The 23,249-nt window shown below is 67.0% G+C and carries 20 protein-coding genes; 10 read left to right on the top strand and 10 right to left on the bottom strand.

Translation table 11 applies throughout. The annotated features are described in order from the left end of the window. The first annotated feature begins 36 nt into the window (after positions 1–36). A complete protein-coding gene (locus tag J3A72_RS01850; protein WP_075075954.1) occupies positions 37–642 on the top strand; it encodes a glutathione S-transferase N-terminal domain-containing protein in 606 nt (201 codons plus the stop codon). 64 nt (positions 643–706) lie between these two features. On the opposite strand, the gene J3A72_RS01845 is transcribed toward J3A72_RS01850, so the two are convergent. Next, positions 707–1,714, bottom strand: coding sequence for a zinc-binding alcohol dehydrogenase family protein (locus tag J3A72_RS01845; protein ID WP_014648942.1), 1,008 nt, complete (start codon positions 1,712–1,714; stop codon positions 707–709). Positions 1,715–1,805: 91 nt separating this feature from the next. On the opposite strand from J3A72_RS01845, the gene J3A72_RS01840 reads away from it, so the two are divergent. Genes J3A72_RS01840 through J3A72_RS01830 form a run of 3 tightly spaced genes read left to right on the top strand, consistent with a single transcriptional unit; the run spans position 1,806 to position 3,856 of the window. After that, positions 1,806–2,777: a LysR family transcriptional regulator gene (locus J3A72_RS01840; RefSeq protein ID WP_014648943.1), complete on the top strand. Its 972-nt coding sequence runs from the start codon at positions 1,806–1,808 to the stop codon at positions 2,775–2,777. Between the two features lie 15 nt (positions 2,778–2,792). Continuing rightward, positions 2,793–3,422 carry a leucine efflux protein LeuE gene (leuE, locus tag J3A72_RS01835; RefSeq protein WP_005411716.1) on the top strand — a complete coding sequence of 210 codons (630 nt, stop codon included), beginning with the start codon at positions 2,793–2,795 and terminating at the stop codon, positions 3,420–3,422. Then, on the top strand, positions 3,419–3,856 hold the full coding sequence (locus tag J3A72_RS01830) for a hypothetical protein (RefSeq protein WP_075075953.1): 438 nt from the start codon (positions 3,419–3,421) through the stop codon (positions 3,854–3,856). Before leuE ends, J3A72_RS01830 begins: the two co-directional genes overlap by 4 nt. Before the next feature lie 23 nt (positions 3,857–3,879). Here the strand turns inward: J3A72_RS01830 and J3A72_RS01825 are convergent, their stop codons facing one another. Continuing rightward, complete coding sequence (locus J3A72_RS01825) at positions 3,880–4,782, bottom strand: LysR family transcriptional regulator (protein WP_075075952.1); 903 nt, start codon at positions 4,780–4,782, stop codon at positions 3,880–3,882. 121 nt (positions 4,783–4,903) lie between these two features. On the opposite strand from J3A72_RS01825, the gene J3A72_RS01820 reads away from it, so the two are divergent. Both J3A72_RS01820 and J3A72_RS01815 read left to right on the top strand, forming a co-directional pair. Next, positions 4,904–5,899, top strand: coding sequence for an aldo/keto reductase (locus J3A72_RS01820; protein WP_075075951.1), 996 nt, complete (start codon positions 4,904–4,906; stop codon positions 5,897–5,899). A gap of 175 nt (positions 5,900–6,074) precedes the next feature. Further along, positions 6,075–7,502, top strand: a complete 1,428-nt coding sequence (locus J3A72_RS01815; RefSeq protein WP_046433392.1) for an amino acid permease — start codon at positions 6,075–6,077, stop codon at positions 7,500–7,502. A gap of 92 nt (positions 7,503–7,594) precedes the next feature. Here the strand turns inward: J3A72_RS01815 and J3A72_RS01810 are convergent, their stop codons facing one another. Next, positions 7,595–8,836 carry a dipeptidase gene (locus J3A72_RS01810; protein WP_075075950.1) on the bottom strand — a complete coding sequence of 414 codons (1,242 nt, stop codon included), beginning with the start codon at positions 8,834–8,836 and terminating at the stop codon, positions 7,595–7,597. Between the two features lie 135 nt (positions 8,837–8,971). After that, positions 8,972–10,141, bottom strand: a complete 1,170-nt coding sequence (locus tag J3A72_RS01805; RefSeq protein ID WP_014648949.1) for a class I SAM-dependent rRNA methyltransferase — start codon at positions 10,139–10,141, stop codon at positions 8,972–8,974. 386 nt (positions 10,142–10,527) lie between these two features. On the opposite strand from J3A72_RS01805, the gene J3A72_RS01800 reads away from it, so the two are divergent. Together J3A72_RS01800 and J3A72_RS01795 are read left to right on the top strand one after the other, a co-directional pair. Beyond that, positions 10,528–11,490: a TerC family protein gene (locus tag J3A72_RS01800; RefSeq protein WP_014648950.1), complete on the top strand. Its 963-nt coding sequence runs from the start codon at positions 10,528–10,530 to the stop codon at positions 11,488–11,490. 106 nt (positions 11,491–11,596) lie between these two features. Beyond that, a complete protein-coding gene (locus tag J3A72_RS01795) occupies positions 11,597–12,367 on the top strand; it encodes a rhomboid family intramembrane serine protease (protein WP_032958447.1) in 771 nt (256 codons plus the stop codon). Positions 12,368–12,520: 153 nt separating this feature from the next. Here the strand turns inward: J3A72_RS01795 and J3A72_RS01790 are convergent, their stop codons facing one another. The 6 genes from J3A72_RS01790 to rpmH form a co-directional block, all read right to left on the bottom strand. Continuing rightward, entirely contained in the window at positions 12,521–13,627 is a 1,107-nt protein-coding gene (locus tag J3A72_RS01790; RefSeq protein ID WP_049442539.1) for a glycerophosphodiester phosphodiesterase, read from the bottom strand. Positions 13,628–13,774: 147 nt separating this feature from the next. Next, entirely contained in the window at positions 13,775–15,124 is a 1,350-nt protein-coding gene (gene mnmE, locus J3A72_RS01785) for a tRNA uridine-5-carboxymethylaminomethyl(34) synthesis GTPase MnmE (RefSeq protein ID WP_049442538.1), read from the bottom strand. 3 nt (positions 15,125–15,127) lie between these two features. Continuing rightward, entirely contained in the window at positions 15,128–17,800 is a 2,673-nt protein-coding gene (locus tag J3A72_RS01780; RefSeq protein WP_075075949.1) for a polysaccharide deacetylase family protein, read from the bottom strand. A gap of 115 nt (positions 17,801–17,915) precedes the next feature. Beyond that, positions 17,916–19,631, bottom strand: a complete 1,716-nt coding sequence (yidC, locus tag J3A72_RS01775; RefSeq protein WP_014648955.1) for a membrane protein insertase YidC — start codon at positions 19,629–19,631, stop codon at positions 17,916–17,918. Beyond that, a complete protein-coding gene (gene rnpA / locus J3A72_RS01770) occupies positions 19,631–20,125 on the bottom strand; it encodes a ribonuclease P protein component (protein WP_075075948.1) in 495 nt (164 codons plus the stop codon). The genes yidC and rnpA overlap by 1 nt, the downstream gene beginning before the upstream one ends. Positions 20,126–20,130: 5 nt before the next feature. After that, positions 20,131–20,271 carry a 50S ribosomal protein L34 gene (rpmH, locus tag J3A72_RS01765; RefSeq protein ID WP_005411729.1) on the bottom strand — a complete coding sequence of 47 codons (141 nt, stop codon included), beginning with the start codon at positions 20,269–20,271 and terminating at the stop codon, positions 20,131–20,133. A gap of 254 nt (positions 20,272–20,525) precedes the next feature. Here rpmH and dnaA point away from each other — a divergent pair, with 254 nt between their 5' ends. Then, positions 20,526–21,857, top strand: a complete 1,332-nt coding sequence (dnaA, locus tag J3A72_RS01760) for a chromosomal replication initiator protein DnaA (protein ID WP_014645405.1) — start codon at positions 20,526–20,528, stop codon at positions 21,855–21,857. Positions 21,858–22,132: 275 nt separating this feature from the next. After that, positions 22,133–23,233: a DNA polymerase III subunit beta gene (gene dnaN / locus J3A72_RS01755; protein WP_005411731.1), complete on the top strand. Its 1,101-nt coding sequence runs from the start codon at positions 22,133–22,135 to the stop codon at positions 23,231–23,233. The last annotated feature ends 16 nt before the right edge of the window (positions 23,234–23,249 follow it).

Genomic DNA, 23,249 nt, shown 5'->3' with positions numbered 1-23,249 from the left:
GCGCTAGGCTGGGTCGGTCTGCCCCGGAAGCCCCCAATGCTCGCTCTGTACGGAAAGCCCACCTCCATCAACGTGCGCAAGGTGCTGTGGCTGTGCGTCGGCCTCGACCTGCCACTTCACCACGAGCCAGCGCCGCCGGCGGACCTGCTGGCCACACTGAACCCGAACCGGCAGGTGCCGGTGCTGCGCGATGGCGGCTTCGTGCTGTGGGAATCCAACAGCATCTGCCGCTACCTGGCCGTACGCGCTGGCCGTGATGACCTGCTGCCCCGCGCGGCACAGGATCGTGCGCGGGTCGAACAATGGATGGACTGGCAGGCCAGCGACCTCAACAGTGCCTGGCGGCACGTGTTCATGGCGCGCGTGCGCCAGCACCCGGATTACCCGGATGACGCCCGCGCCGCAGCCAGCCTGGCGCAGTGGAACCGGCTGATGGCTGTCCTTGATGCACAGCTGGCCACTACCGACGGCTACGTGGCGGGCAACACCTTCACTCTGGCCGACATCGTGCTCGGGCTGTCGACCCAACGCTGGCGCAGCACGCCCGGCAACAAGCCCGTGCTGCCACACCTCGCGGCGTGGTTCGAGCGCCTGCGACAGCAGCCGGGTTTCACCACCCACGTCGACAACGGCGTGGCCTGAGGCAGGGGTCAGATCCTTTCCCGGGAAAGATATCTGACCCCAAGGGCGCGGGAACGATCCGGCGTTACCAGCCTTCCAGCACGATCTTGCCCTTGGCGCGGTGGCTCTCCAGCAGCGCGTGGGCGCGCCGCAGGTTGGCCGCGTCGATGCGCCCGAAGTGCTCGCCCAGCGTGGTCTGCAGCACGCCCGTGTCGATCAGCTCGGCCACACGGTTCAGCAGGTCGTGCTGGCGCTGCATGTCGGCGGTGCGGTACAGCGGCCGGGTGAACATCGACTCCCAGTGCAGTGACAACGCCTTGCGCTTGAGCGCCATCACGTCCACCTGGCCAGGATCATCGATCAGCCCCAGCTGGCCCTGCGGCGCCAGCAGTTCCACGATCTGCGCGTAGTACTGGTCGGAGTGGGTCAGGCTGGCCACATGCTGCACTTCGCTGATGCCGAGCCGCGCCAGTCCCTCGGCCAGCGGCAGGCGGTGGTCGATCACGTGGTGCGCGCCCATTGCGTATGCCCAGTCCTGGGTATCCGGACGCGAGGCGGTGCCGATCACGGTCAGCCTGGTCAGCTTCCGCGCCAGCTGCACCAGGATCGAACCGACACCACCGGCAGCACCGATCACCAGCAGGGTCTGGCCCTCGCCACCACCCTCGGGGATGCGCAGGCGGTCGAACAGCAGCTCCCAGGCGGTGATTGCAGTCAATGGCAGCGCCGCGGCGGCGGCATCATCGAGGCTGGCCGGCTTGCGCCCGACGCTGCGCTCGTCCACCAGCTGGTACTCGGCATTGCTGCCCGGGCGGTCGATGACGCCGGCGTAGTAGACCGCGTCGCCGGGCTGGAACAGGGTCACCTCGCTGCCCACCGCGTCGACGATGCCGACCGCATCCCAGCCCAGTACGCGCGGGCCATCGGTGGCCACGCCGCGGCGGACCTTGGTGTCGACCGGGTTCACCGCCACCGCGCGTACCGCCACGCGCAGGTCGCGGGGGCCGGGCTGCGGCAGCTCCAGTTCGATGTCGATCAGGGCCCGGGCATCATCGATCGGCAGGCCGGCGTGGGTATAGGCAATGGCGCGCATGGCAGCGGTCCAGTGGGGAAGGAGGCGACAGGTTGCGCCGCGCGCGCTCCCTCGGAAAGGCGCAGAATCGGGCAGCACTTTCACTCTGGCGATGAAGATGATCCGCTTCGACGATCTGCAGCTGTTCGTCCGCACTGCCGCGCTGGGCAGCTTCTCGCAGGCCGCCCGCGAGGCCGACCTGCTGCCCGGGCAGGTCGCTGCGGCGGTGGCTCGGCTGGAGCGCGAGCTGGACCTGCGCCTGTTCGTGCGCACGACCCGCAGCCTGCGCCTGACCGGCGAGGGCGCGCTCTACCTGCCGTATGCGCAGGAGGTGCTGGCCACCCTGCGCGAAGGCCAGGCCCGCGTGCAGGGCGAGGACACCGAGCTGCACGGCATCCTGCAGCTGTCGGCGCCGTCGGACTTCGGCCGCAACCTGCTGTTGCCCTGGCTGAGCGCGTTCCGCGCCGCGCACCCGCGGCTGCGCCTGCACCTGCGCCTGTCCGACGAGGTCGCCGACGTGTTCCGCGAACCGGTCGACGTGGCCATCCGCATCGGCCACTTCGATGACGCCAACTACGTAGCCCTGCCCCTGCTGGAAGGCAACCGGCGCGTGCTGGCCGCCTCACCCGGCTACCTGCAGCGGCGTGGCCCGCCCACGCGCCTGGAGGATCTGCGCGAGCACGACTGCCTGGTCTATCAACTCAATGGCCGCGCCTACGATCGCTGGTCGTTCGAGGTGGACGGGCGCCGCAGCGTGGTTCCGGTACGCGGCCCGCTGGTCTGCGACGACGCCGACGTGGTGCGGCGCTGGGCCGTGGCCGGCGAAGGCATCACCTACAAGTCCTGGCTGGACCTGCGCGAGGATGTGCTGGCCGGGCGCCTGCAGGTGCTGCTGGACGGCGTTGGCAGCAGCATCCCGCTGCAGCTGGTGTGCCCGCATCGCAAGCAGTTCTCACCCGCCGTGCGGCAGCTGCACGCGCAGCTGCGCCAGCACCTGCAACCGCTGCTGTCCGGGATGCCGGTTGGCCCCACCGGCCCCCTGTCGCCCGCCGCAGCGCTGGCCGACAATGGCGGCCCCCCGTAACAGAAGAGCACCGCCATGCCGTGGATGGGCATCCAGGACCTGTGGACGTTTCTGGTCGCCGTGCTGGTGTTTCTCGCCCTGCCCGGTCCCGGTACCTTCACGCTGCTGACTGCCACCGGCCGTGGCGGCGTGCGCGGCGGCTACACCGCACTGGCCGGCCTGCTGGTCGGCGACCAGATCCTGATGTGGCTGGCGCTGGCCGGCGTGGCGGCGCTGCTCAAGGCCAATCCTCTGGTATTCCACGCCGTGCAGTACCTCGGCGCGGCCTACCTGGTGTGGGTCGGCATCAGCCTGCTGCGCACGCCCAAGCACGAGGGCGGCGACGCCGGCCCGATCCGCATGCAACCCGGCCGCTACTTCCAGCAGGCGATCCTGGTCAGCCTGCTCAACCCGAAGGCGATCCTGTTCTACATGGCCTTCCTGCCGTTGTTCATCGATCCGAAGGCACACCAGGGCATCGCCACCTTCGCCGCGCTGGCCGGCATCATCCTGGTGGTCAGTATCGCCTACTGCTCGATGCTGATCGGCGTGGGCAACCTGGCCCGCCGCCGGTTGATCCAGCACCCGCGGATCAGCGATGCGCTGCGCCGCGTGGCCGGCCTGTTCCTGGTGGGGTTCGGCATCCGCCTGGGGCTGAACGGATGAACGGGCGGCTGCCACTGCTCGGCATGACCCTGCTGCTGGCCGGTGCCGCCTCTGCCGGCACCGTGCAGGACCATCGCTGCCTGACGGGCGGTCGCAACAACAACATCCACCTGGAATGGCGCTGGCTGGAAGACGACCGGGCCGACGTGCGTTACGCCGGCCAGCGCGAGCGCCTGCCCCTGCACCGGATCTCGATGGAGACCACGGTGCTGGCCGAAGATCGCCCGTACCAGTTCGACAGCGTGTGGGAAGAGCGCATCGACGGGCGCCTCAACGGCCGCTACCTGCTGAGCACGCAGGGCGCGCTGGTACTGGATCTGAGCTACGAACGCGCCCGTGATGGCCGTCGCACCACCTTCCACGATGACGGCGAGGCGTGGCAGGAGGATGGCTGCCATTGGCCGGGAGGCGTAGCGGCGCGCGTGGTCGATTGAAGCATGCCAACCAAGGTTGGCTTCTACCGGTCGTGCATCTCCGCGCGCAGGTGGTCGATGAACACCCGCAGCTTGGGCGCCATCTGCTCACGCGCGGGGTAGTACAGGTGGAAGCCGGGGAATGGCGGCTGCCAGTCCTGCAGCACGCTCTGCAGTCGCCCAGCGTTGATGTCGTCGGCCATCAACGAGGCGAAGCCTTGGGCCATTCCCAGACCCGCCAGCACGGCACCATGGGCGACGCCGGCATCGTTGAACACCAGCCGCCCGCTCACTTGCACGTCCAGGTCGTGGCCGTCGCGGCTGAACTCCCAGGGCATCAGCCGGCCGTTGGCCAGCCGGTGCACGATGCAGGCGTGGCCCTGCAGGTCATGCGGGGTCTGCGGCACGCCATGGCGTTCGAAATAGGCCGGCGTGGCCACCACCACCTGCCGCTCGGGTGGCCCGACCGGCACCGCGATCATGCCCTGTGCGAGTGATTCGCCGAGGCGGATGCCGGCGTCGAAGCCCTCGGCCACCAGATCGGTCAGCGCGGGGTCGACGCACAGTTCCACCTGCACCTGCGGGTAACGCGCAAGGAAGTCGGGCAGCCGCGGCAGCACCATGTGATCGGCGACGATGCGCGGCAGGGTCACGCGCAGCCGCCCGGCAGGCACCGAGCGCGCGCTGTCCAGTTCGGCAAATGCCTGGTCGATCTGGTCCAGGCCGCCGCGCACGCGCTGCAGGAAACGCGCGCCGTGCTCGGTCAGGTTGACCCGCCGCGTGGTCCGCTGCAGCAGCCGCACGCCCATCCGCGCTTCCAGCGCGCGCACGCTCTGCGACAGCGCCGAGGTCGACACACCCAGGGCATCGGCGGCGCGGGTAAAGCTGGCGTGCTCGGCCACGTGGACGAAAGCGACCACAGCAGTGAGCGGGACGGATGCATCCATTGTGAAGGCAGCCTTCAAGGTAAGTCCGGTGACACGCAGTTTATCCACATGATGGCGTGGAGGATGCTGTGCCCCTCGCCACTGCCCATCCAGACGTGGCGCCTTCCCCAAGGAGATCCACATGAAGACCCGTACTCTCGGCCCCGCCGGCCCCACCGTGACCGCCCTCGGCCTGGGGTGCATGGGCATGAGCGCGTATTACGGCGGCCGCGGCAGTGACGATGACGGCATTGCCGTCATCCGGCACGCGCTGGACCGTGGCGTGACCCTGCTCGACACCGCCGATGTGTATGGCCCGCACACCAACGAGGTGCTGGTCGGTCGCGCGATTGCCGGCCGCCGCAACCAGGTGTTCCTGGCCAGCAAGTTCGGCATCGGCCTGGACCCGGCTGACCCGAAGGCGCGGCAGATCAACGGCCACCCGGACTATGTGCAGGCCGCCTGCGAGGCCAGCCTGCGTCGCCTGGGCGTGGACCACATCGACCTGTACTACCAGCACCGCGTCGACCCGACCGTGCCGATCGAGGACACCGTGGGTGCCATGGCACGCCTGGTGGAACAGGGCAAGGTGCGCTGGCTGGGCCTGTCCGAGGCCTCGGCGGCCACCCTCCGCCGCGCCCATGCGGTGCACCCGATCACGGCGGTGCAGAGCGAGTACTCGCTGTGGTCGCGCGAGCCGGAGCAGAACGGAGTGCTGGCCACCACGGCGGAGCTGGGCATCGGCTTCGTGCCGTATTCGCCGCTGGGTCGTGGCTTCCTGACCGGCGCCATCCGCAGCCCGGACGACTTCGACGCCGACGATTACCGGCGCACCTCGCCCCGCTTCGAAGGCGAAAACTTCCAGCGCAACCTGGCATTGGTGGACACCGTGCAGGCGCTGGCCGCCGAGCGCGGCATCGCTGCCTCACAGCTGGCGCTGGCCTGGGTGCTGTCGCGCGGCGGGCACATCGTGCCGATCCCGGGCACGACGCGGCGGGCACGGCTGGACGAGAACCTCGCTGCACTGCAGGTGGAACTGGATGCGGCCACGCTGGACGCATTGGATGCGGCCTTCCCGCTGCATGCCGCGGCCGGCGAACGCTATTCGGTCAGCGGCATGGCCAACATCGAGTCCTAGCGGGGGCCGGGACGAACGTACACCGGTGGCTGCCGCCGGATTATGCCGATTCCGGCAGCCTGGCCGGGGCGCAGCGCGTGCCCCGCCATGCATGACCCCCGTCAGTGGTAATGCTGCGCTGCGTTCGGTCACACTCGGGAACTTGTCGTTCTTAGTCACCCCTTCCGAGGCCTGCATGTCCCTGTTCCGGCGCAAGTCCCTAGATTCCGTCACCGTCCACGAAGCCGGCAGGCGCCTGATCCCGACGCTCAGCTGGCCGCACCTGATCGCACTGGGCATCGGTGCCATCGTCGGCACCGGCATCTACACGCTGATCGGCGTCGGTGCCAATCTGGCCGGCCCGGCCGTGCTGATCTCCTTCGCCATCGCCGGTGCGGTCTGCGCCTGTGCGGCGCTGTCCTATGCCGAGCTGTCGACGATGATGCCGGCCGCCGGCAGCGCCTACACCTACAGCTACAGTGCGCTGGGCGAGGTGTTCGCCTGGGTGGTGGGCTGGAGCCTGATCCTGGAGTACTCGCTGGTGGTGAGTACGGTGGCGGTGGGCTGGTCCGGCTACTTCGTCGGCTTCCTCGAATGGGTCCACACCCAGTTCGGCTGGAACGTGCACCTGCCGGCCTGGCTGGCAGCCGGCCCGCACGTGGAAGGCGGCATGATCAACCTGCCGGCGATCATCATCACCTGGCTGGTGGCCGGCATGCTGATGGCCGGGACCAAGGAAAGCGCCACGCTCAATGCCATCCTGGTGGTGTTCAAGCTGATCGCGCTGGCGATCTTCGTGGCCGTGGCCCTGCCTGCGTTCGACAGCGCCAACCTGCAGCCGTTCATGCCGTATGGCTTTGCCAAGTCGATGGGCCCCGATGGCGTCGAGCACGGCGTGATGGCGGCAGCGGCGATCATCTTCTTCGCCTTCTACGGCTTCGATGCGATCTCCACTGCTGCGGAGGAGACCAAGAACCCGGGCCGTGACCTGTCGATCGGCATCATCGGTTCGATGATCGGCTGCACCATTGTCTACGTGCTGGTGGCGCTGGCCGCAGTGGGTGCGATGAGCTACGCCGTGTTCGGGCACAGCGCCGAGCCGCTGGCGCTGATCATGCGCCAGCTGGGCCATCCGACAGCGGCGATGGTGATCGGCGTGATTGCGATCATCGCGCTGCCGACCGTGCTGCTGGCCTTCCTGTACGGCCAGAGCCGCATCTTCTTCGTGATGAGCCGCGACGGCCTGCTGCCGCGTGGCCTGTCCAAGGTCAACGCGCGTACCGGCACGCCGGTGGCGACCACACTGTTCACTGCGGTGGTGGTGTCGGCGCTGGCCGGCGTGGCCCGCCTGGACGAGATCGCCGCGCTGGCCAATGCCGGTACCCTGGCCGCGTTCACTGCAGTGGGCGTCTGCCTGGTGGTGCTGCGCCTGCGCGAGCCGGACCGCGCGCGCACGTTCCGCACGCCGCTGGCCTTCGTGGTTGGCCCGCTGGCCGCGCTGGGTTGCATCTACCTGTTCATCAGCCTGCCGCACACCACCCAGCTGTACTTCCTGTTGTGGAACGTGGCCGGCCTGGTGCTGTACCTGCTGTACAGCCGACGCCATGCGCTGATCGCGAAATAGACCGATCACCGGTAGTGCCGGCCGCTGGCCGGCAACCCGAATCCTGTTGATAGGGGCAATGCCGGCCGCTGGCCGGCACCACCGCAGGGCGGTCAACCGCCCTGCTTTGCGGCGTAATCCTGCGCCTGGCGCATCACCCGCAGCAGGTTGCCGCCCCAGATGCCGGCAATCTGCTGCTCGGTATAGCCCTTGCGCAGCAGCCAGGCGGTGATCTTCGGCAGCTGGCTGACATCGGGCAGGTCACTCAGGCCGCCGCCGCCATCCCAGTCCAGGCCGATACCCACGTGCTCGGGGCCGACCACCTTGAGGATGTGCTCGAAGTGGGCGAAGAAGTCGTCCAGGCTGGCATGCCGCACGGGGTGTTCATGGTCCAGTGCCTGTTCGGCTTTCAGCAGGGCCACGCCCTGCTCGATGCCCATCCCTTCCCAGCCGCCCAGCTGCCTGCTCAGCGCTTCTTCGGCCTGCGTGCGCTCGGGTGTCTTCGCCGTGTCGATCAGGTAGCCGCCATAGGCGTTCACCTGGATCACGCCGCCGGCCTTGGCCAGCTTGCGCAGCCGCGCGTCATCAAGATTGCGCGGGTGGTCGTACACCGCCTTGGCCGAGCTGTGCGACAGCACGAAGGGCACCGGCATCATCGCCAGCAGGTCGTCGAACACCGCGTCCGAGGCATGCGACTGGTCGATCACGATGCCCAGCTTCACTGCCTGCCGCACCAGCTCCTTGCCGGCCGGGCTCAGGCCCTTCCACTCCGCGCCCTTGGGGTCGGTGGCCGAATCGGCGAACTCGTTGTTGGCGAAGTGCACGGTGCTGAGCAGCCGCAGGCCGGCGCGATGGTAGAACGAGAGCAGGCTCGGGTCTTCCACCAGCGGGCTGGCGTTTTCCATGCTGATGTAGACCACGCGCTTGCCGGCGGCCTTGATCCGCGCAGCATCATCGGCGGTCAGTGCCAGCGCGAAGCGCGCGGGATTGGCCGCCAGCATCTCGCGGATTTCCAGCAGTCGCTGCAGGCCGTGGTCACGCTCGACCAGGTGGGCCGCTGCGCTGCGATCGCCCTGGTCGGTGTAGATCGCCCAGAAACCACCATCGAGCGCACCTTCGACCATGCGCGGGTAGTCCACCTGCGAAAGCGCGTTGCGGTCGTGGCGCTGCTCGATGTCGAAGCCGGTCCGGCCGAAATTTGCCGGCGTATCCAGATGGCTGTCGAGCGTGACCAGGCGCTGCTGCAGCGCCTTGGCACGGGCCAGTTCCTCGGCGCTGAACTCGATGGCGTGAGCCGAAAGCGGCGCGCACAGCGCCACGGCGAGCACGACGGACAGGTGGCGCAACGAAGGCATGGGCTCTCACCGGCATTGGGAAGAGCCCGACCATAGCGCTGCACCCGGCCTTTTTGTAGAGCCGAGCCCATGCTCGGCTGCCAGACAGATCAGCCGAGCGTGGGCTCGGCTCTACAGAGATCGGCAGTGACGCGGTCAGTCCACCACGCGGCAGAACACGGCCTTCAGGTAACGCGATTCCTGCACGTGGGCCATGAACGGGTGGTCCGGACCGGCGCCGGCCACCTTCAGGATCTGGATCGTGCGGCCGGAGAAATACGCCGCGCGGCGCAGCATGTCGAGGAACTGGTCCTCGGCCACCAGGCCGGTGCAGGAGAACGTGGCGAACAGGCCGCCCGGCTTGACCACGCCCAGCGCCAGCTTGTTCATGTCCAGGTACTTCTTCAGCGCAGTGATGACCTGGTCGCGGTCGCGGGTCATCTTCGCCGGGTCCAGGATCACCACGTCGTACTGCTCACCACGATTGGCCGCATCACGCAGCCACGGGAAGATGTCGGACTGGACGAACTTCGGGCGCACGTTGTTCAGGCGCGAATTGCCCTTGGCGATCTGGATGACGTCTTCATCGATGTCGATGCCGACCACTTCCGAGGCGCCTCGCGCCGCCGCGTACACCGCAAAACCGCCGGTGTTGCAGCACAGGTCCAGCACGCGCTTGCCTTCCACCTGCTGGCTCAGCCACTCGCGGTTCTCGCGCTGGTCGGCGAAGAAGCCGGTCTTGTGCGCACCGGCCGGGTCGGCGCGGAACTTGATGCCGTACTCGGTGATCACCGACGCTTCGGTGGTGGTATTGCCGTGGAAATCGAAGCTTTCCTGTTTCTGCACGTGCTCATCGGCGAAGCTGTGGAAGCGGCAACCCGGGAACTGCTCGCGCAGGGCGTCGTAGATCCACTCGCGGTGGCGGAACATGCCGGCGGCGAAGAATTCGACCACCACCAGGTCGCCGTAGCGATCCACCACCAGGCCGGACAGGCCGTCGCCTTCGCTGTGCACCACGCGCCAGGCGTCGGAGACCGCGTCGAGCTTGAGCACCTCACGGCGCAGCGACACCGCCTGGGCAATCTTGCGCGAGAACCAGCCGGCATCCACCGGCACGTTCTGGTCGGTCTCAAGGATGCGCACGGCAATGCGCGAATGCCCGTTGTAGAACCCGCGGCCAACGAACTCGCCATCAATGCCGACCACGTCGACGATGGAACCGGGCTTGGGCCGGACGGTCGGCTTCTCGACCAGTTTCTGGAAGATCCACGGGTGGCTGGAGCGCCACGCATTCTTGAGGCGGACAATCGGAAGGGGGGTATTCATCCACCCATTGTAAACCGGGCGCCGGGGTCAGATCCCCGAAGGGGCTCTGACCCCCGCCGGCGTGCCAACCAAGGTTGGCACCCACCAGGCCGGAACGGGCTCGGGAATTGGGTCAGAGCCCCTACGGGGATCCGACCCCTCGTCCCCCATTTGACGTCGGCCCAGCCAGACGGCAGAATCGGCGCCAGAAGGGGAGTAGCTCCCAGACGTTGTCGCCGTCATTTCGAGCCCGCAGGCTCCGGTGCAACGGCAGTTCCAGCCGACTGGAACTGCGAGCGAGACCTTCGCCGTACTGGCGAAGCTCTGTCCCTGGATCCCCCTCCCGATCCTCCGTTGCAGATCCTCGCCGTCCGGCCTGGCATTCATCTTTCCAACGGACATTCCCAATGCAGACGATCGGTAACGTGTGGTTGTGGGGCGGCTTCGCAGCGGTGGTGGTCATCGCCCTGCTGGTCGACCTCGTGTTGATGCGCCATGGTGGACCGCACAAGGTCACCTTCAAGGAAGCCCTGTGGTGGTCGATCGGCTGGGTCGCGCTGGCCCTGCTGTTCAACGCCGGCCTCTGGTACTACCTGAATGAGACCGCCGGCCAGGTGGTGGCCAACAAGGTCGGCCTCGAATTCCTGACCGGCTACCTGGTCGAGAAGGCGCTGGCGGTCGACAACATCTTTGTGTTCCTGATGATCATGAGCTACTTCGCAGTACCGGAGGAGCAGCGCCAGAAGGTGCTGATCATCGGCATCCTGGGTGCGATCGTGCTGCGTACGATCATGATCTTCGCCGGCAGCGTGCTGATCAGCCAGTTCCATTGGCTGCTCTACGTGTTCGGTGCCTTCCTGCTGTTCACCGGCTGGAAGATGTGGTTCGCCGCCGGCCAGGAACCGGATCTGGAAACCAACCCCGCCCTGCGCTGGATGCGCAAGCACCTGCGCCTGCTGCCGGACTACGCCGGCAATGCGCTGAGCGTGAAGCGCGATGGCGTGCGCTGGTTCACCCCGCTGTTCGCGGTGCTGATCCTGATCGCGGTCACCGACGTGATCTTCGCCGTGGACAGCATCCCGGCGATCTTCGCGATCACCACCGACCCGTTCATCGTGCTCACCTCCAACGTGTTCGCGGTGCTGGGCCTGCGTGCGATGTTCTTCCTGCTGGCCGGCATGGCCGACCGCTTCCACCTGCTGCCGTACGGCCTGGCGCTGGTGTTGGCCTTCATCGGCATCAAGATGATGATCATCGACCTGTTCAAGATCCCGACCCCGGTGTCGCTGGGCGTGGTCGCGGTGATCATCGCCGCCACCGTGGTGCTGAGCCTGAAGTACCCGCCGAAGGAAGGCTCGGGCCACGCCTGAGCCTGAGCGGTGGGAAGGCGCGGCCGGCGGGATTGTCCCGCCGGCCGCACCCACTCTCCCGCAACAGTGGCCTTGGTTTCGCGCCAGCCACCGCCATTGCTGAGGTATGGACAACAACACGCCCCTGCCCGCCGGCGACGTGCCGGCCCCCCGCAATGACCGCTCGCGCATCCTGCGGGCGTTCAATGTCAGCCTGGCGGCCGTGCTGGTGCTGGTGGCCGTGTTCGCCCTGCAGGGCACGTTCGACTGGCGACCGTGGGCGGTTGCGCCACTGGAAGCCAAGGGCCTGCTCGGCCTGATCGGCGGCCCGATGCTGCATGCCTCGGTCGAGCACATCGCCGCCAACAGCATCGCCATCCTGATCCTCGGCACCCTGGCCGGCAGTGTGTATCCCAAAGCCACCGTGCGCGCCCTGCCCCTGCTGTGGCTGGGTTCGGGCCTCGGCGCGTGGATGCTGGGCAATCCGGGCAGCGTGCACCTGGGTGCCAGTGGCGTGACCCATGGCCTGATGTTCCTGCTGGCCAGCCTCGGCCTGCTGCGCCGCGACCGTGCGGCAATCGCCACCGGCCTGATCGGCATGCTGTTCTATGGCGGCATGCTGATGACCATCCTGCCGCATGCCGATGGCGTGTCCTGGCAGTCGCACATGGGCGGCGCCTTCGCCGGCATCATCGCCGCGCTGCTGTTCCGCAACGCCGATCCGCTGCCGCCGCGCCAGCGCTACAGCTGGGAAGACGAAGAAGACGAGGCCGAGCCGCTGGCCGACGACGAGCTGGAGCCGCCGTCTCCGCAGCGCGTGCCGGTGTTGTGGCAGCCGCGCGAGGGCCAGGACTACGTGGTGATCCCGTTCCGCCGCCCGGACGAGCCGCGCGGTTGAGGTGACGGTCGTGCCGGCCACTGGCCGGCAACCTCATGAACCGGTAGTGGCCGACCTTGGTCGGCGCGGTTGTTGCGTGCCAACCAAGGTTGGCACCTACCAGAGCACACCGGCCCCCGGGTAGCGCCGGGCCATGCCCGGCGCGTTGATCGCTCAGTTCCCCGCTGTACCCATCCCATCCACCGCCTGCCGGCCCAGCGCCGGATCATCGGTGAAGAAGGCATCGATGCCGGTCGCCAGGTAGGCGCGCATCTCGGCGATCGAGCCTTCGACGTTGCGCGCGTTGTCGGCGCCCTTGCGCAGGTTGCTGGGCTGGAAATGGTTCTCCGGGCGGAAGGTGTACGGAATCACCATCAGGCCGGCCGCATGCGCATCACGTACCAGCGCGGTCGGCGTGCCCAGCGCGCCCTTGGCATCCAGCGGAATGATCGAGCGCAGCTCGGGGCCGATGCCATCGGCGTAGGCGGCGATGTCCTTCAGCCCGGCCGGGGTCATCATCTGTGCGTAGGTCAGCGTGCCGCCGGCCTTGGCGATGTCGGCCGGCTGGGTATCGCCCTTCCACAGCAGCTGCAGCAGGCGGATGTTGCTGCCCCGGCCGATCTTGCCATGCAGGTAGCGCAGGTTGGCGGTCTCGAACGACTGGATCGTGACCGGGCCGACATTGGTGTACGCGTTGCCACGCAGCGCGGCCAGCAGCTTGTCTTCCATCGGCAGGCCGATGGACTGGAAATAGGTCGGGTGCTTGATCTCCGGCACGAGGCCGATGCCACGGTTGGCGCGCCCGGCCTGCTGCACCAGGAAGGCCAGGATCTCGTCCAGGCTGGCGATGCGGAACTGGCCGTCGTAGGCGGTGCTGCGCAGCTCCGGCAGGCGCTCACGGGCGTACAGGGTCTTCAGCTCGGCCAGGGTGAAGTCCTCGGTGAACCAGCCCTCGACCTGCTGCCCATCGATCACCTTGCGGGTACGGCGGTTGGCGAACTCCGGATGCGAGGCGACGTCGGTGGTGCCGCCGATCTCGTTCTCGTGGCGGGCCACCATCACCCCGTCCCGGGTCATCACCAGGTCCGGTTCGATGTAGTCGGCGCCATCGGCGATGGCCTGCGCATACGAGGCCAGGGTGTGCTCGGGCAGCAGTGCGCTTGCCCCGCGATGGCCGTAGACCGACACCTTGGGCACGGCCGGGGTGGAGGATTCAGCACTCATGGCCACCGATGGTGCCACGGCCAGCGACAACAGCAACGCACAACCCCACGACTTCACTGCGACTTCCCCAAGCGGTATGTGATGGGCGTCAGTATGCGGCGGCAATGTGACAGGTGGGGGACCTGGGGTCGGATCCCCGCAGGGGCTCCGACCCCGTGGCGGAACCGTGCAGGGTCAGAGCCCCTTTGGGGATCTGACCCCGTGTCACTTCCCGATGCAGAAACTGGAGAAGATCCTCCCCAGCAGATCATCGGCACTCATCTGCCCGGTGATCTCACCCAGCGCATCGTGGGCCAGCCGCAGTTCCTCGGCGGCCAGCTCCAGGTGCTCGTGCGCCAGCTCGCCATCGGCGCGCTGCGCATGTTCCTGCGCGCGTTCAATCGCATCCACGTGGCGCGTGCGCGCGGAGAACTCGCCGTCCACCTGCTCACCGGCACCGGCCGAAGCAATCGAACGCAGGCGCGCATGCAGATCGTCGAGCCCGGCGCCGGTGGCGGCCGAAACGAACACCCGATCCGGATCAGCCAGCGACGGCAACGCCGCCAGCAGATCCGACTTGTTGTGGATATAGACCTTGTGCGGTACCGCCGCCACGGCCTCGCCCAGCGCCGCTTCACCGGCCGCCGGATCGCGCGCATCCAGCACGATCAGCGCCAGGTCGGTGCGCTCGATTTCCACGTGGGCGCGGCGCATGCCTTCGCGTTCGATGGCGTCGCCGCCGTCGCGCAGGCCGGCGGTGTCGACCAGGGTCAGCTCCAGGCCATCCAGGCGGATGGTTTCGCGCAGGGTGTCGCGGGTGGTGCCGGCGATGTCGGTGACGATGGCGCGTTCGCTGCCGGCCAGCGCGTTGAGCAGTGAACTCTTGCCCGCATTCGGCGGACCGATCAGCACCGCGTGCAGGCCATCGCGCAGGCGACGGCCGCGTTCGGCATCGCGGCGCAGAATGGCCAGATCGCTGCGCGCCTGTTCCAGCCCACGCCGCACCTGCGCGCCGCCGAGGGTATCCAGCGGTTCGTCGGCGAAGTCGATGGCCGCTTCCACGTGGATGCGCAGCATCACCAGCTGCTCGACCACCGCATCGATGCGGCGCGAGAACACGCCATCCAGTGAACGACGCGCCGCGCGTGCGGCACGGTTGTCGCCCGCGGCGATCAGGTCGGCGATGGCCTCGGCCTGGGCCAGGTCCAGCTTGCCGTTGAGGAACGCCCGTTCGCTGAACTCACCCGGCCGCGCCTGGCGCGCACCGAGCGCGATGCAGCGCGCGACCAGCTGCTGCAGCAGCACCGGGCTGCCATGGCCCTGCAGTTCCACCACCTCTTCGCCGGTGAAACTGTTCGGTGCCGGGAACCACAGCACGATGCCATCGTCGATGACCTCGCCGTCGGCATCACGCAGGCGCGCGTAGTGCGCGTGGCGCGGGCGCAGTGCAGGCGCCCCCAGTGCATTGGCAATCGCCGCAGCGCGCGGACCGGACAGGCGCAACAGGCCGACACCGCCGGCGCCGGGGGCGCTGGCGATGGCCACGATGGTGTCGGTGCGGATCGCGTCGTTCATGGCTCAGAGCTTCTCCAGCTGCGCGCGCGCCTGGGCCGCGCCGCTGCCCTGCGGCTGCAGCGCCAGGTAGGTGGTGTAGGCCTGCTTCGCCTTGGCCTTGTCGCCGGCGTTGAAGTAGGCATCGCCCAGGTTCAGATGGGCCACCGCGCGCGACGGGTCGATCTTCAGCGTGTTCTCCAGCCAGCGCGCGGCTTCTTCATAGCGCTGCTGGCGGTAGTAGACGAAGCCGAGGTTGTTGGCGGCCTGGGCGAAATCAGGACGCAGCTTCAGCGCTTCGGCAAACTGCGCGGCTGCCTCGTCGTACTGCTTCTCGCGGTACAGCTGCAGGCCGCGGTCGTTGGCCTGCTGCGCGCGCTGGCGGTCTGACGCCGGGCCAGCGGTGGGCACCACCAGCTTGGCCTTGCCACCCTGCAGGTCGGCCACCGTCACCGGCGCCTGGCTGCCCTTGGCCTCGCTGGCCGCATCCACCTTGTTGTTCAGCGCGATCGCATCGGCGGTCAGCTGGCGCGTATCGGCGTTGAGGAATTCCTGGCTGTCCGGCACCTGGAACACGAACTCGCCGCCCTGCGAACCGGGCAGGCTGCCGAAGGCCGGGGTCTGGTGCGAGACCGCCGATACGGCCGGCGCCACGTAGGCGGCCAGCTCGGTACCGGTGATCAGGCCGTCGCCGTTGAGGTCGCCCTTGCCGGCCAGCGCCTGCAACAGCACCCAGGTGAACACCGAATGGCCGTTGGGGCCAGCATCGGCCACCTGCTGGTCGGCACCACCGGCGGTCAGCATCTGCCGCGCGCTGCGACGCGCGTTCTCGCGCAGGAACGACGACGACGACGGGCCACCGCGGGTCAGGCCCAGGCCGCTGTAGCAGGCATCCATCACGAACATCACATGCTTGGCCTGCATGCTCTCGGCAATGTTCTGGATGTCGGTCATCGCGATGGCGTCGGTGGCGAATTCCTTCGGGTCCGAATCGACCGGAATGATGTAGCCCAGGTCGCGCCCGGAAGCGAGCTGGCGGGTCGCGCCATGGCCGGCGAAGAACACGAACACGCGGTCGTTCTTGCCGGTGCGGTCATCTGCCAGGCGATCGTGGAAGGCCGCGAGGATGTTGTTGCGGGTCGCCTGCTCGTTCTTCAGCACGATCACCTGCGAGGACGGGAAGCCGAACTGCCCGGTCAGGGTATCGGCCACCGCCTGCGCGTCGTGGCTGGCGTACTCCAGCTTCGGCCACTTGGCATAGTTGTCGATGCCGACCACGATCGCCCAGGACTTCTCGTAGCCGGTGGTGACCGTGGCGGCACCGGCTTCACCCTTGCGCGCACGGGCGACAGTGAAGTCACGGCCGTTCCAGCCGGCGAACTGGTAACCATCGGCGATCAGCCGGTCGAGGATCTGCGGCAGCGCCTTCACCGCACGATCGTGGATGTCGTGGAACAGGATGATGCCGCGCTGTTCCTTGTTCACCTGGTCTAGCACGCGCTGCACGATCGATTCCGGTACCGGGTCGGCCCAGTCCATCGAGTCGATGTTCCACATGATCGACTTCAGCCCGGCCTCGTTGAGCAGCTGCAGGCCTTCGGCATTGCGCGCGCCATACGGGAAACGGAACAGCGGCGCGCGCTTGCTGTCGACATCCTTCAGCAGCGTGTCGGTGTCGAGCACCTGCTGGCGCAGCGCGTCACCGGTGGTGCGCGACAGCTGGGCGTGGGTCAGGCTGTGGTTGCCGACCGCATAGCCCTCTTCGATCAGGTTGCGGCTGATCTTCGCCATCGGGCCGAGGCTGACCTTGCCATCGGCCTCGACCTTGCCAAGGTTGCGGCCCACTTCAAAGAACACGCCCGGCACGTCGTAGCGCTTGAGGATGGCCACCACTTCATCGGTATAGGCCTTGTGCGGGCCATCGTCGAAGGTCAGCACCACGGTCTTGGCCGGCAGGTCGCGGCCGAAGATCTCGCGGTCGCTGTCCTTCATCGACATCGGGTAGGGCTCGATCACGCCGTAGTCGCGCAGGATCGCTTCGCGGCTGTAGTCCTTGTGCAGGTGGGCGATGTAGTCGTCCCACTTCTCACGCTTCAGCTCGATGGCACGGGTGCGCTCGAAGCGGCTGAAGATGCGGGTCAGTTCCTGGTTGTAGTTTCGCTCGATCTCGTCGAGTGCCTCCAGGTCCTCGCCGATGCGCTGGTGCAGCTTGACCGCCGGCAGCGACGAATCAGTGCCGACCCGCTCATGCAGATCACGCAGCACTTCGCGGAAGGCCAGGCGGTCGGCGTCGAACAGTTCCGGCGCCGACTCGATGTAGTCCAGCACGGTGCCGAGGGTGGCGAAGCGCTGCGGGCTGGAGCCGCGCAGCAGGGTGTCGAACTGCGCGGCGATCGCCGTGCGCTGTTCCAGGCCATCGTGGAACAGCTGCTGGCCCACACGCGTGGAGGTGCCGCGGTCGGCGGCCGATTGCTGTTCCTCGTCTGCCAGCAGCACGATGATCCGGCGGTAGCCGTCGAGCTGCTTCTGCAGCGCCGCCAGCAACGGCGCGGCGGCCGGATCGGCGGCGGCCGCGGCCTGCGCGCTTGGCTGGGTGACGGTGGTCGCCGGCGCCTTCGCGTCCTTGTCGCCGCAGCCGGCAACAACCAGGGTCAACAACAGCGAGGGCAGGAACAGGCGGAACGACGACGCACGCGGCATGGCGGACTCGAAGGTGGGAGGAACGGTGTGCCGGCGATTCTACCGCCGCATGCGAAAAGCCCGCCTTGCGGCGGGCTTTTGCTGGGGTCAGCCGGCCAGCGGCCGGCTCTACCGATTACTTCTTCTTGACCGGGGCCGGAGCGGTGGTGGCCGCAACCGGCTCGCCGCCATGGCGCTTGGTCATCCACCACTGCTGCAGCAGGCCCAGGCCACCGTTGACCACCCAGTACAGGACCAGGCCGGACGGCATGAAGGCCATCATGACGCCGAACACCAGCGGCATGAACTGCATCATCTTCTGCTGCATCGGGTCCATGCCCGGTGCCGGGGTCAGCTTCTGGGTGAACCACATCACTGCCACGTTGATGACCGGCAGGATGAAGTACGGATCGCGTGCGGTCAGGTCCTGGATCCAGCCGAACCAGGGCGCCTGGCGCAGTTCGACCGATTCCACCAGCACCCAGTACAGGGCGAAGAAGATCGGCATCTGGATGAGGATCGGCAGGCAGCCGCCCATCGGATTGATCTTTTCCTTCTTGTACAGCTCCATCATCGCGGTCTGGAACTTCTGGCGGTCATCGCCATAGCGTTCCTTCAGCTGCGCGATGCGCGGCTGGAAGCGGCGCATCTTGGCACCGCTCTTGTACTGGGTCGCCGACAGCGGGTACAGCACCAGCTTCAGCAGCACCACCAGGCCGACGATCGCCCAGCCCCAGTTGCCGACCAGCTTGTGCACCTGGTTCAGCACCCAGAACAGGCCCTGGCCGATCACCGCCATCATCGAGAAGCGGCTGTAGTCGACCACGCGGTCCAGGCCCGGCACGTCTTCCTTGGCGATCAGGTTGACCAGCTTCGGGCCGACCCACAGGCGGGCCTCGGTGCTGGTGGACTGGCCCGGGGCCACGGTGAAGGCCGGGCCACGCGCTTCAATCAGGTCACGACCGGCCACCTGCGACAGCACGTAGTGCGCGGTCTGGTCCTTCTGCGGGATCCAGGCGGTGAAGAAGTGATGCTGCAGCATCGCCAGCCAGCCGCCGGTGATGTTCTGGTTCAGTGCGCCGTCGTCCAGGTAATCCTTGAACGCACGACGCTGATACTTCTTGTCGTTGTCGTACCAGGTGGCGCCGTTGAAGCTGAACGAATCCGGGTTGGTCATGCTCCGCGACAGGATGGTCGGGGTGCGGTCCAGGGTGCGGTAGACGTAGCCGTTCCACGGTGCGGCGCCGGCATTGCTGACTTCGTCCTTGAAGCGCACGGCGTACTCGTTGCGCGAGACGGTCAGGGTGCGCTTGATGGTCACGCCGTTGTCGGCGGTCCACACGAACGGGATCTGCAGTTCGTTCTGGCCCTTGGCCAGCACGAAGTCCTTGGTATCACCGACCAGCTTGAAGCCGTCAGCGCCGGGAACCGGGGTGTTCTTGTCTTCGCTGGCCCAGCCACTGATCGCGCTGTACGGATGCGCGGGGTCTTCGGTCAGCAGGCGAACCGGCGGGCTGCCTTCGTCCTTGGTCTGCGGGAACTGCAGCAGCTCGGCATCCAGCACACGGCCGCCGTCCAGTACCAGGCGCAGCACGTCGGTGGTGACGGTCACGCGCTGGCTGGCCGGGGTGGCGCTGGCCTGGGCCTGCACAGCGGCCTGGCCCGGCGCACCCGGGACCTGCGCGCTGGGGATGCTGCCCGGGGTCGCGCCCGGAACACTCTGTGCAGCAGCCGGGGCCGACGTGGTCGTCGGTGCCGGGGTCGGAGCAGCCTTTTCACGGCTCCACTCCATCCACAGCAGCACGGCCACCATCAGCCAGGCAAAAATGAGGAATACGCGGGTCTGGTTCATCAGCGGACAGGCTCGGCGGGGCCGGGACGCGATGCCGGCTCGGTCAAAGAAGGAGTTGCGGTGCCATCAGGCGGCGGCATTGTGCCGTCCACGCCCGGCGCGGGCAATGCACGCAGGCGACGCAGCAGGCGCAGGAAGGCCTGGCGGATCTCGTCGTTGCTGGCGGAACGCGCAGCACTACGCGCCACGACGACGAAGTCGCCTGGCTGGATTTCGGTACGTGTCTGACGCAGGATGTCGCGCAGGACGCGCTTGATCCGGTTACGCCCCACGGCGTTCGGATCAACCTTGCGGGAAACCGCCAGACCCAGCCTGGCCGGCCGGTCAGCCGGCAGCCAGTGCAGGGTCATCAGCGGATCGGACACACGGCGGGCGCCGTTGAAGACCGTTGAATATTCGGCACGCGTGCGAACCCGCGCAGAGCGAGGGAATCGCTTGCGCGGGTCTGCAGTATTCACTGTCGAAGGGATTGCGTCTGCCGCGGGGTGCGGCATGGCAATCAGGCGCTCAGGACTTTGCGGCCCTTGGCGCGGCGACGCGACAGGATCTTGCGGCCGTCAGCGGTCTTCATACGGGCACGGAAGCCGTGGTCGCGCTTACGCTTGAGGTTGCTGGGCTGGTAGGTGCGCTTCGTGGCCATTGGGGGCCTCTCGTATGAATGGGACGGAAAGAACCGGAAATTCTAGAGAGGTACCCTACCCCGCGTCAACCCCTGGCAGCTACGCGAATTCACCGGGCTGTGCAATAGCTGTGGATGTTTTTGTGAATAAGTAGGGGACAAGCATTCCGAAGGCGGGCGCTCGGTGGTAGTCTGAGCCATCCATTTCCCCCTTTCCGGCCTGTGTTTGGGCGCCTTGTCGCGTCCATGCCCCGGCCACCGGACGATTATTGCTGATGGATGCCTGGTCCCGTAGTCTCGAGCGCCTCGAAGCGGAGTTCCCGCCGGAAGACGTTCATACCTGGTTGAAGCCGCTGCAGGCCGATCTGCGCGTGGACAGCCTGGTGCTGTATGCACCGAATGCCTTCATCGTCGACCAGGTCCGCGAGCTGTACCTGGCCCGGATCCGCGAGCTGCTGGCGCATTTCGCCGGTTTCAGCGACGTTTTTCTTGAAATCGGCTCGCGCCCGCGCCCTGTGGAGGCGCAGAACGCGCCGGTTTCCACGCCGTCGGCGCATGTGTCCAGCGAACCGCAGGTGCCCTTCGCCGGCAATCTGGACAGCCACTACACGTTCGCCAACTTCGTCGAAGGCCGCAGCAACCAGCTGGGCCTGGCCGCCGCCTTCCAGGCAGCGCAGAAGCCGGGCGACCGGGCGCACAACCCGCTGCTGCTGTACGGAGGCACGGGCCTGGGCAAGACCCACCTGATGTTCGCCGCCGGCAACGCCATGCGCCAGGCCAATCCAGGTGCAAAGGTGTTGTACCTGCGTTCGGAACAGTTCTTCAGCGCGATGATCCGGGCCCTGCAGGAAAAGACCATGGATCAGTTCAAGCGCCAGTTCCAGCAGGTGGATGCGCTGCTGATCGATGACATCCAGTTCTTTGCCGGCAAGGACCGCACCCAGGAAGAGTTCTTCCACACCTTCAACGCGTTGTTCGATGGCAAGCAGCAGATCATCCTGACCTGCGACCGCTATCCGCGCGAAGTCGAGGGCCTGGAAGCGCGCCTGAAGTCGCGGCTTGCCTGGGGCCTGTCGGTCGCGATCGAACCGCCGGACTTCGAGACCCGCGCCGCGATCGTGCTGGCCAAGGCGCGCGAACGCGGTGCCGAGATTCCCGATGATGTTGCGTTCCTGATCGCCAAGAAGATGCGCTCCAACGTGCGCGACCTCGAGGGCGCGCTGAATACCCTGACCGCCCGCGCCAACTTCACCGGCCGCGCGATCACCACCGAATTCGCCCAGGAAACCCTGCGTGACCTGCTGCGCGCCCAGCAGCAGGCGATCAGCATTCCCAACATCCAGAAAACCGTTGCCGACTACTACGGCCTGCAGATCAAGGATCTGCTGTCGAAGCGTCGGACCCGCTCGCTGGCCCGTCCCCGCCAGGTCGCCATGGCCCTGACCAAGGAACTGACCGAGCACAGCCTGCCCGAGATCGGCGACGCCTTTGCCGGTCGCGATCACACCACGGTGCTGCATGCCTGCCGCCAGATCCGGACCCTGATGGAGACCGACGGCAAGCTCCGCGAGGACTGGGACAAGCTGATCCGGAAGCTGAGCGAATGATGCACGGATGCCGATGAGGCGTCATCGCACAAAACGGTGCAGAATCCGGTAGCAAGCGCGGGACACGTTGTGGATAAAAATGCCGTTTGAAATCGCGCCAGATTTATCCACAGCTTTCCCCACCCCTTGGGGGTCGGTAATGCAGAGGGTTTCGAGGTCTGAAATACCTTTAATTACAAAGACTTAGCATTGTTTTCCAGCGATTCTGTCTCTACCAGCACCACCAAGCTTTTGATTTATTCCACATTTTTTAAAGCATAGGGGCACGGAACCACATGCGTTTCACACTGCAGCGCGAAGCCTTTCTCAAGCCGTTGGCACAGGTCGTCAACGTGGTCGAACGCCGCCAGACCCTTCCGGTTCTGGCCAATTTCCTGGTCCAGGTGCAGAACGGCCAGCTGTCGCTGACCGGTACCGACCTGGAAGTGGAGATGGTGTCGCGGATCGCGGTTGAAGATGCCCAGGACGGCGAAACCACCATTCCCGCCCGCAAGCTGTTCGAGATCATCCGCGCCCTGCCCGACGGCAGCCGGATCACCGTCTCGCAGACCGGAGACAAGATCACCGTGCAGGCCGGTCGCAGCCGTTTCACCCTGGCCACGCTGCCTTCGAACGACTTCCCGTCGGTGGATGAAGTGGAAGCCACCGAGCGCGTGGCCATCGGTGAGGCGACCCTGAAGGAGCTGATCGAGCGCACCGCGTTCGCGATGGCCCAGCAGGACGTGCGCTACTACCTCAACGGCCTGCTGTTCGACCTGCGCGGCGATGCCCTGCGTACCGTTGCCACCGACGGCCACCGCCTGGCGCTGTGTGAAACCGATCTGGCCAAGCCCAGCGGGTCCAAGCGCCAGATCATCGTGCCGCGCAAGGGTGTGACCGAACTGCAGCGCCTGCTGGAAAGCGGCGATCGCGAGATCGAGCTGGAAGTCGGCCGCAGCCACGTGCGCGTCAAGCGCGACGATGTCACCTTTACCTCGAAGCTGATCGACGGCCGCTTCCCGGACTACGAAGCGGTGATTCCGATCGGCGCCGACCGTGAAGTGAAGGTTGATCGCGAAGCGCTGCGCGCCTCGCTTCAGCGCGCCGCGATCCTGTCCAACGAGAAGTACCGCGGCATCCGCGTGGAAGTCTCGCCGGGCAACCTGAAGATCAGCGCGCACAACCCGGAACAGGAAGAAGCCCAGGAAGAGATCGAAGCCGACACCACGGTCAGCGATCTGGCCATCGGCTTCAACGTGAACTACCTGCTGGACGCTCTCTCCGCATTGCGCGATGAGGAAGTCATCATCCAGCTGCGCGATTCCAATTCCTCGGCGCTTGTACGTGAGTCCAGCAGCGAGAAGTCGCGCCACGTGGTGATGCCGCTGCGTCTCTGACAGCTGCTGTTCCACG

The organism is Stenotrophomonas sp. PvP093 (assembly GCF_017876915.1).
Taxonomy (GTDB): domain Bacteria; phylum Pseudomonadota; class Gammaproteobacteria; order Xanthomonadales; family Xanthomonadaceae; genus Stenotrophomonas; species Stenotrophomonas muris.
This window is presented reverse-complemented; position numbering and strand designations above follow the sequence as displayed.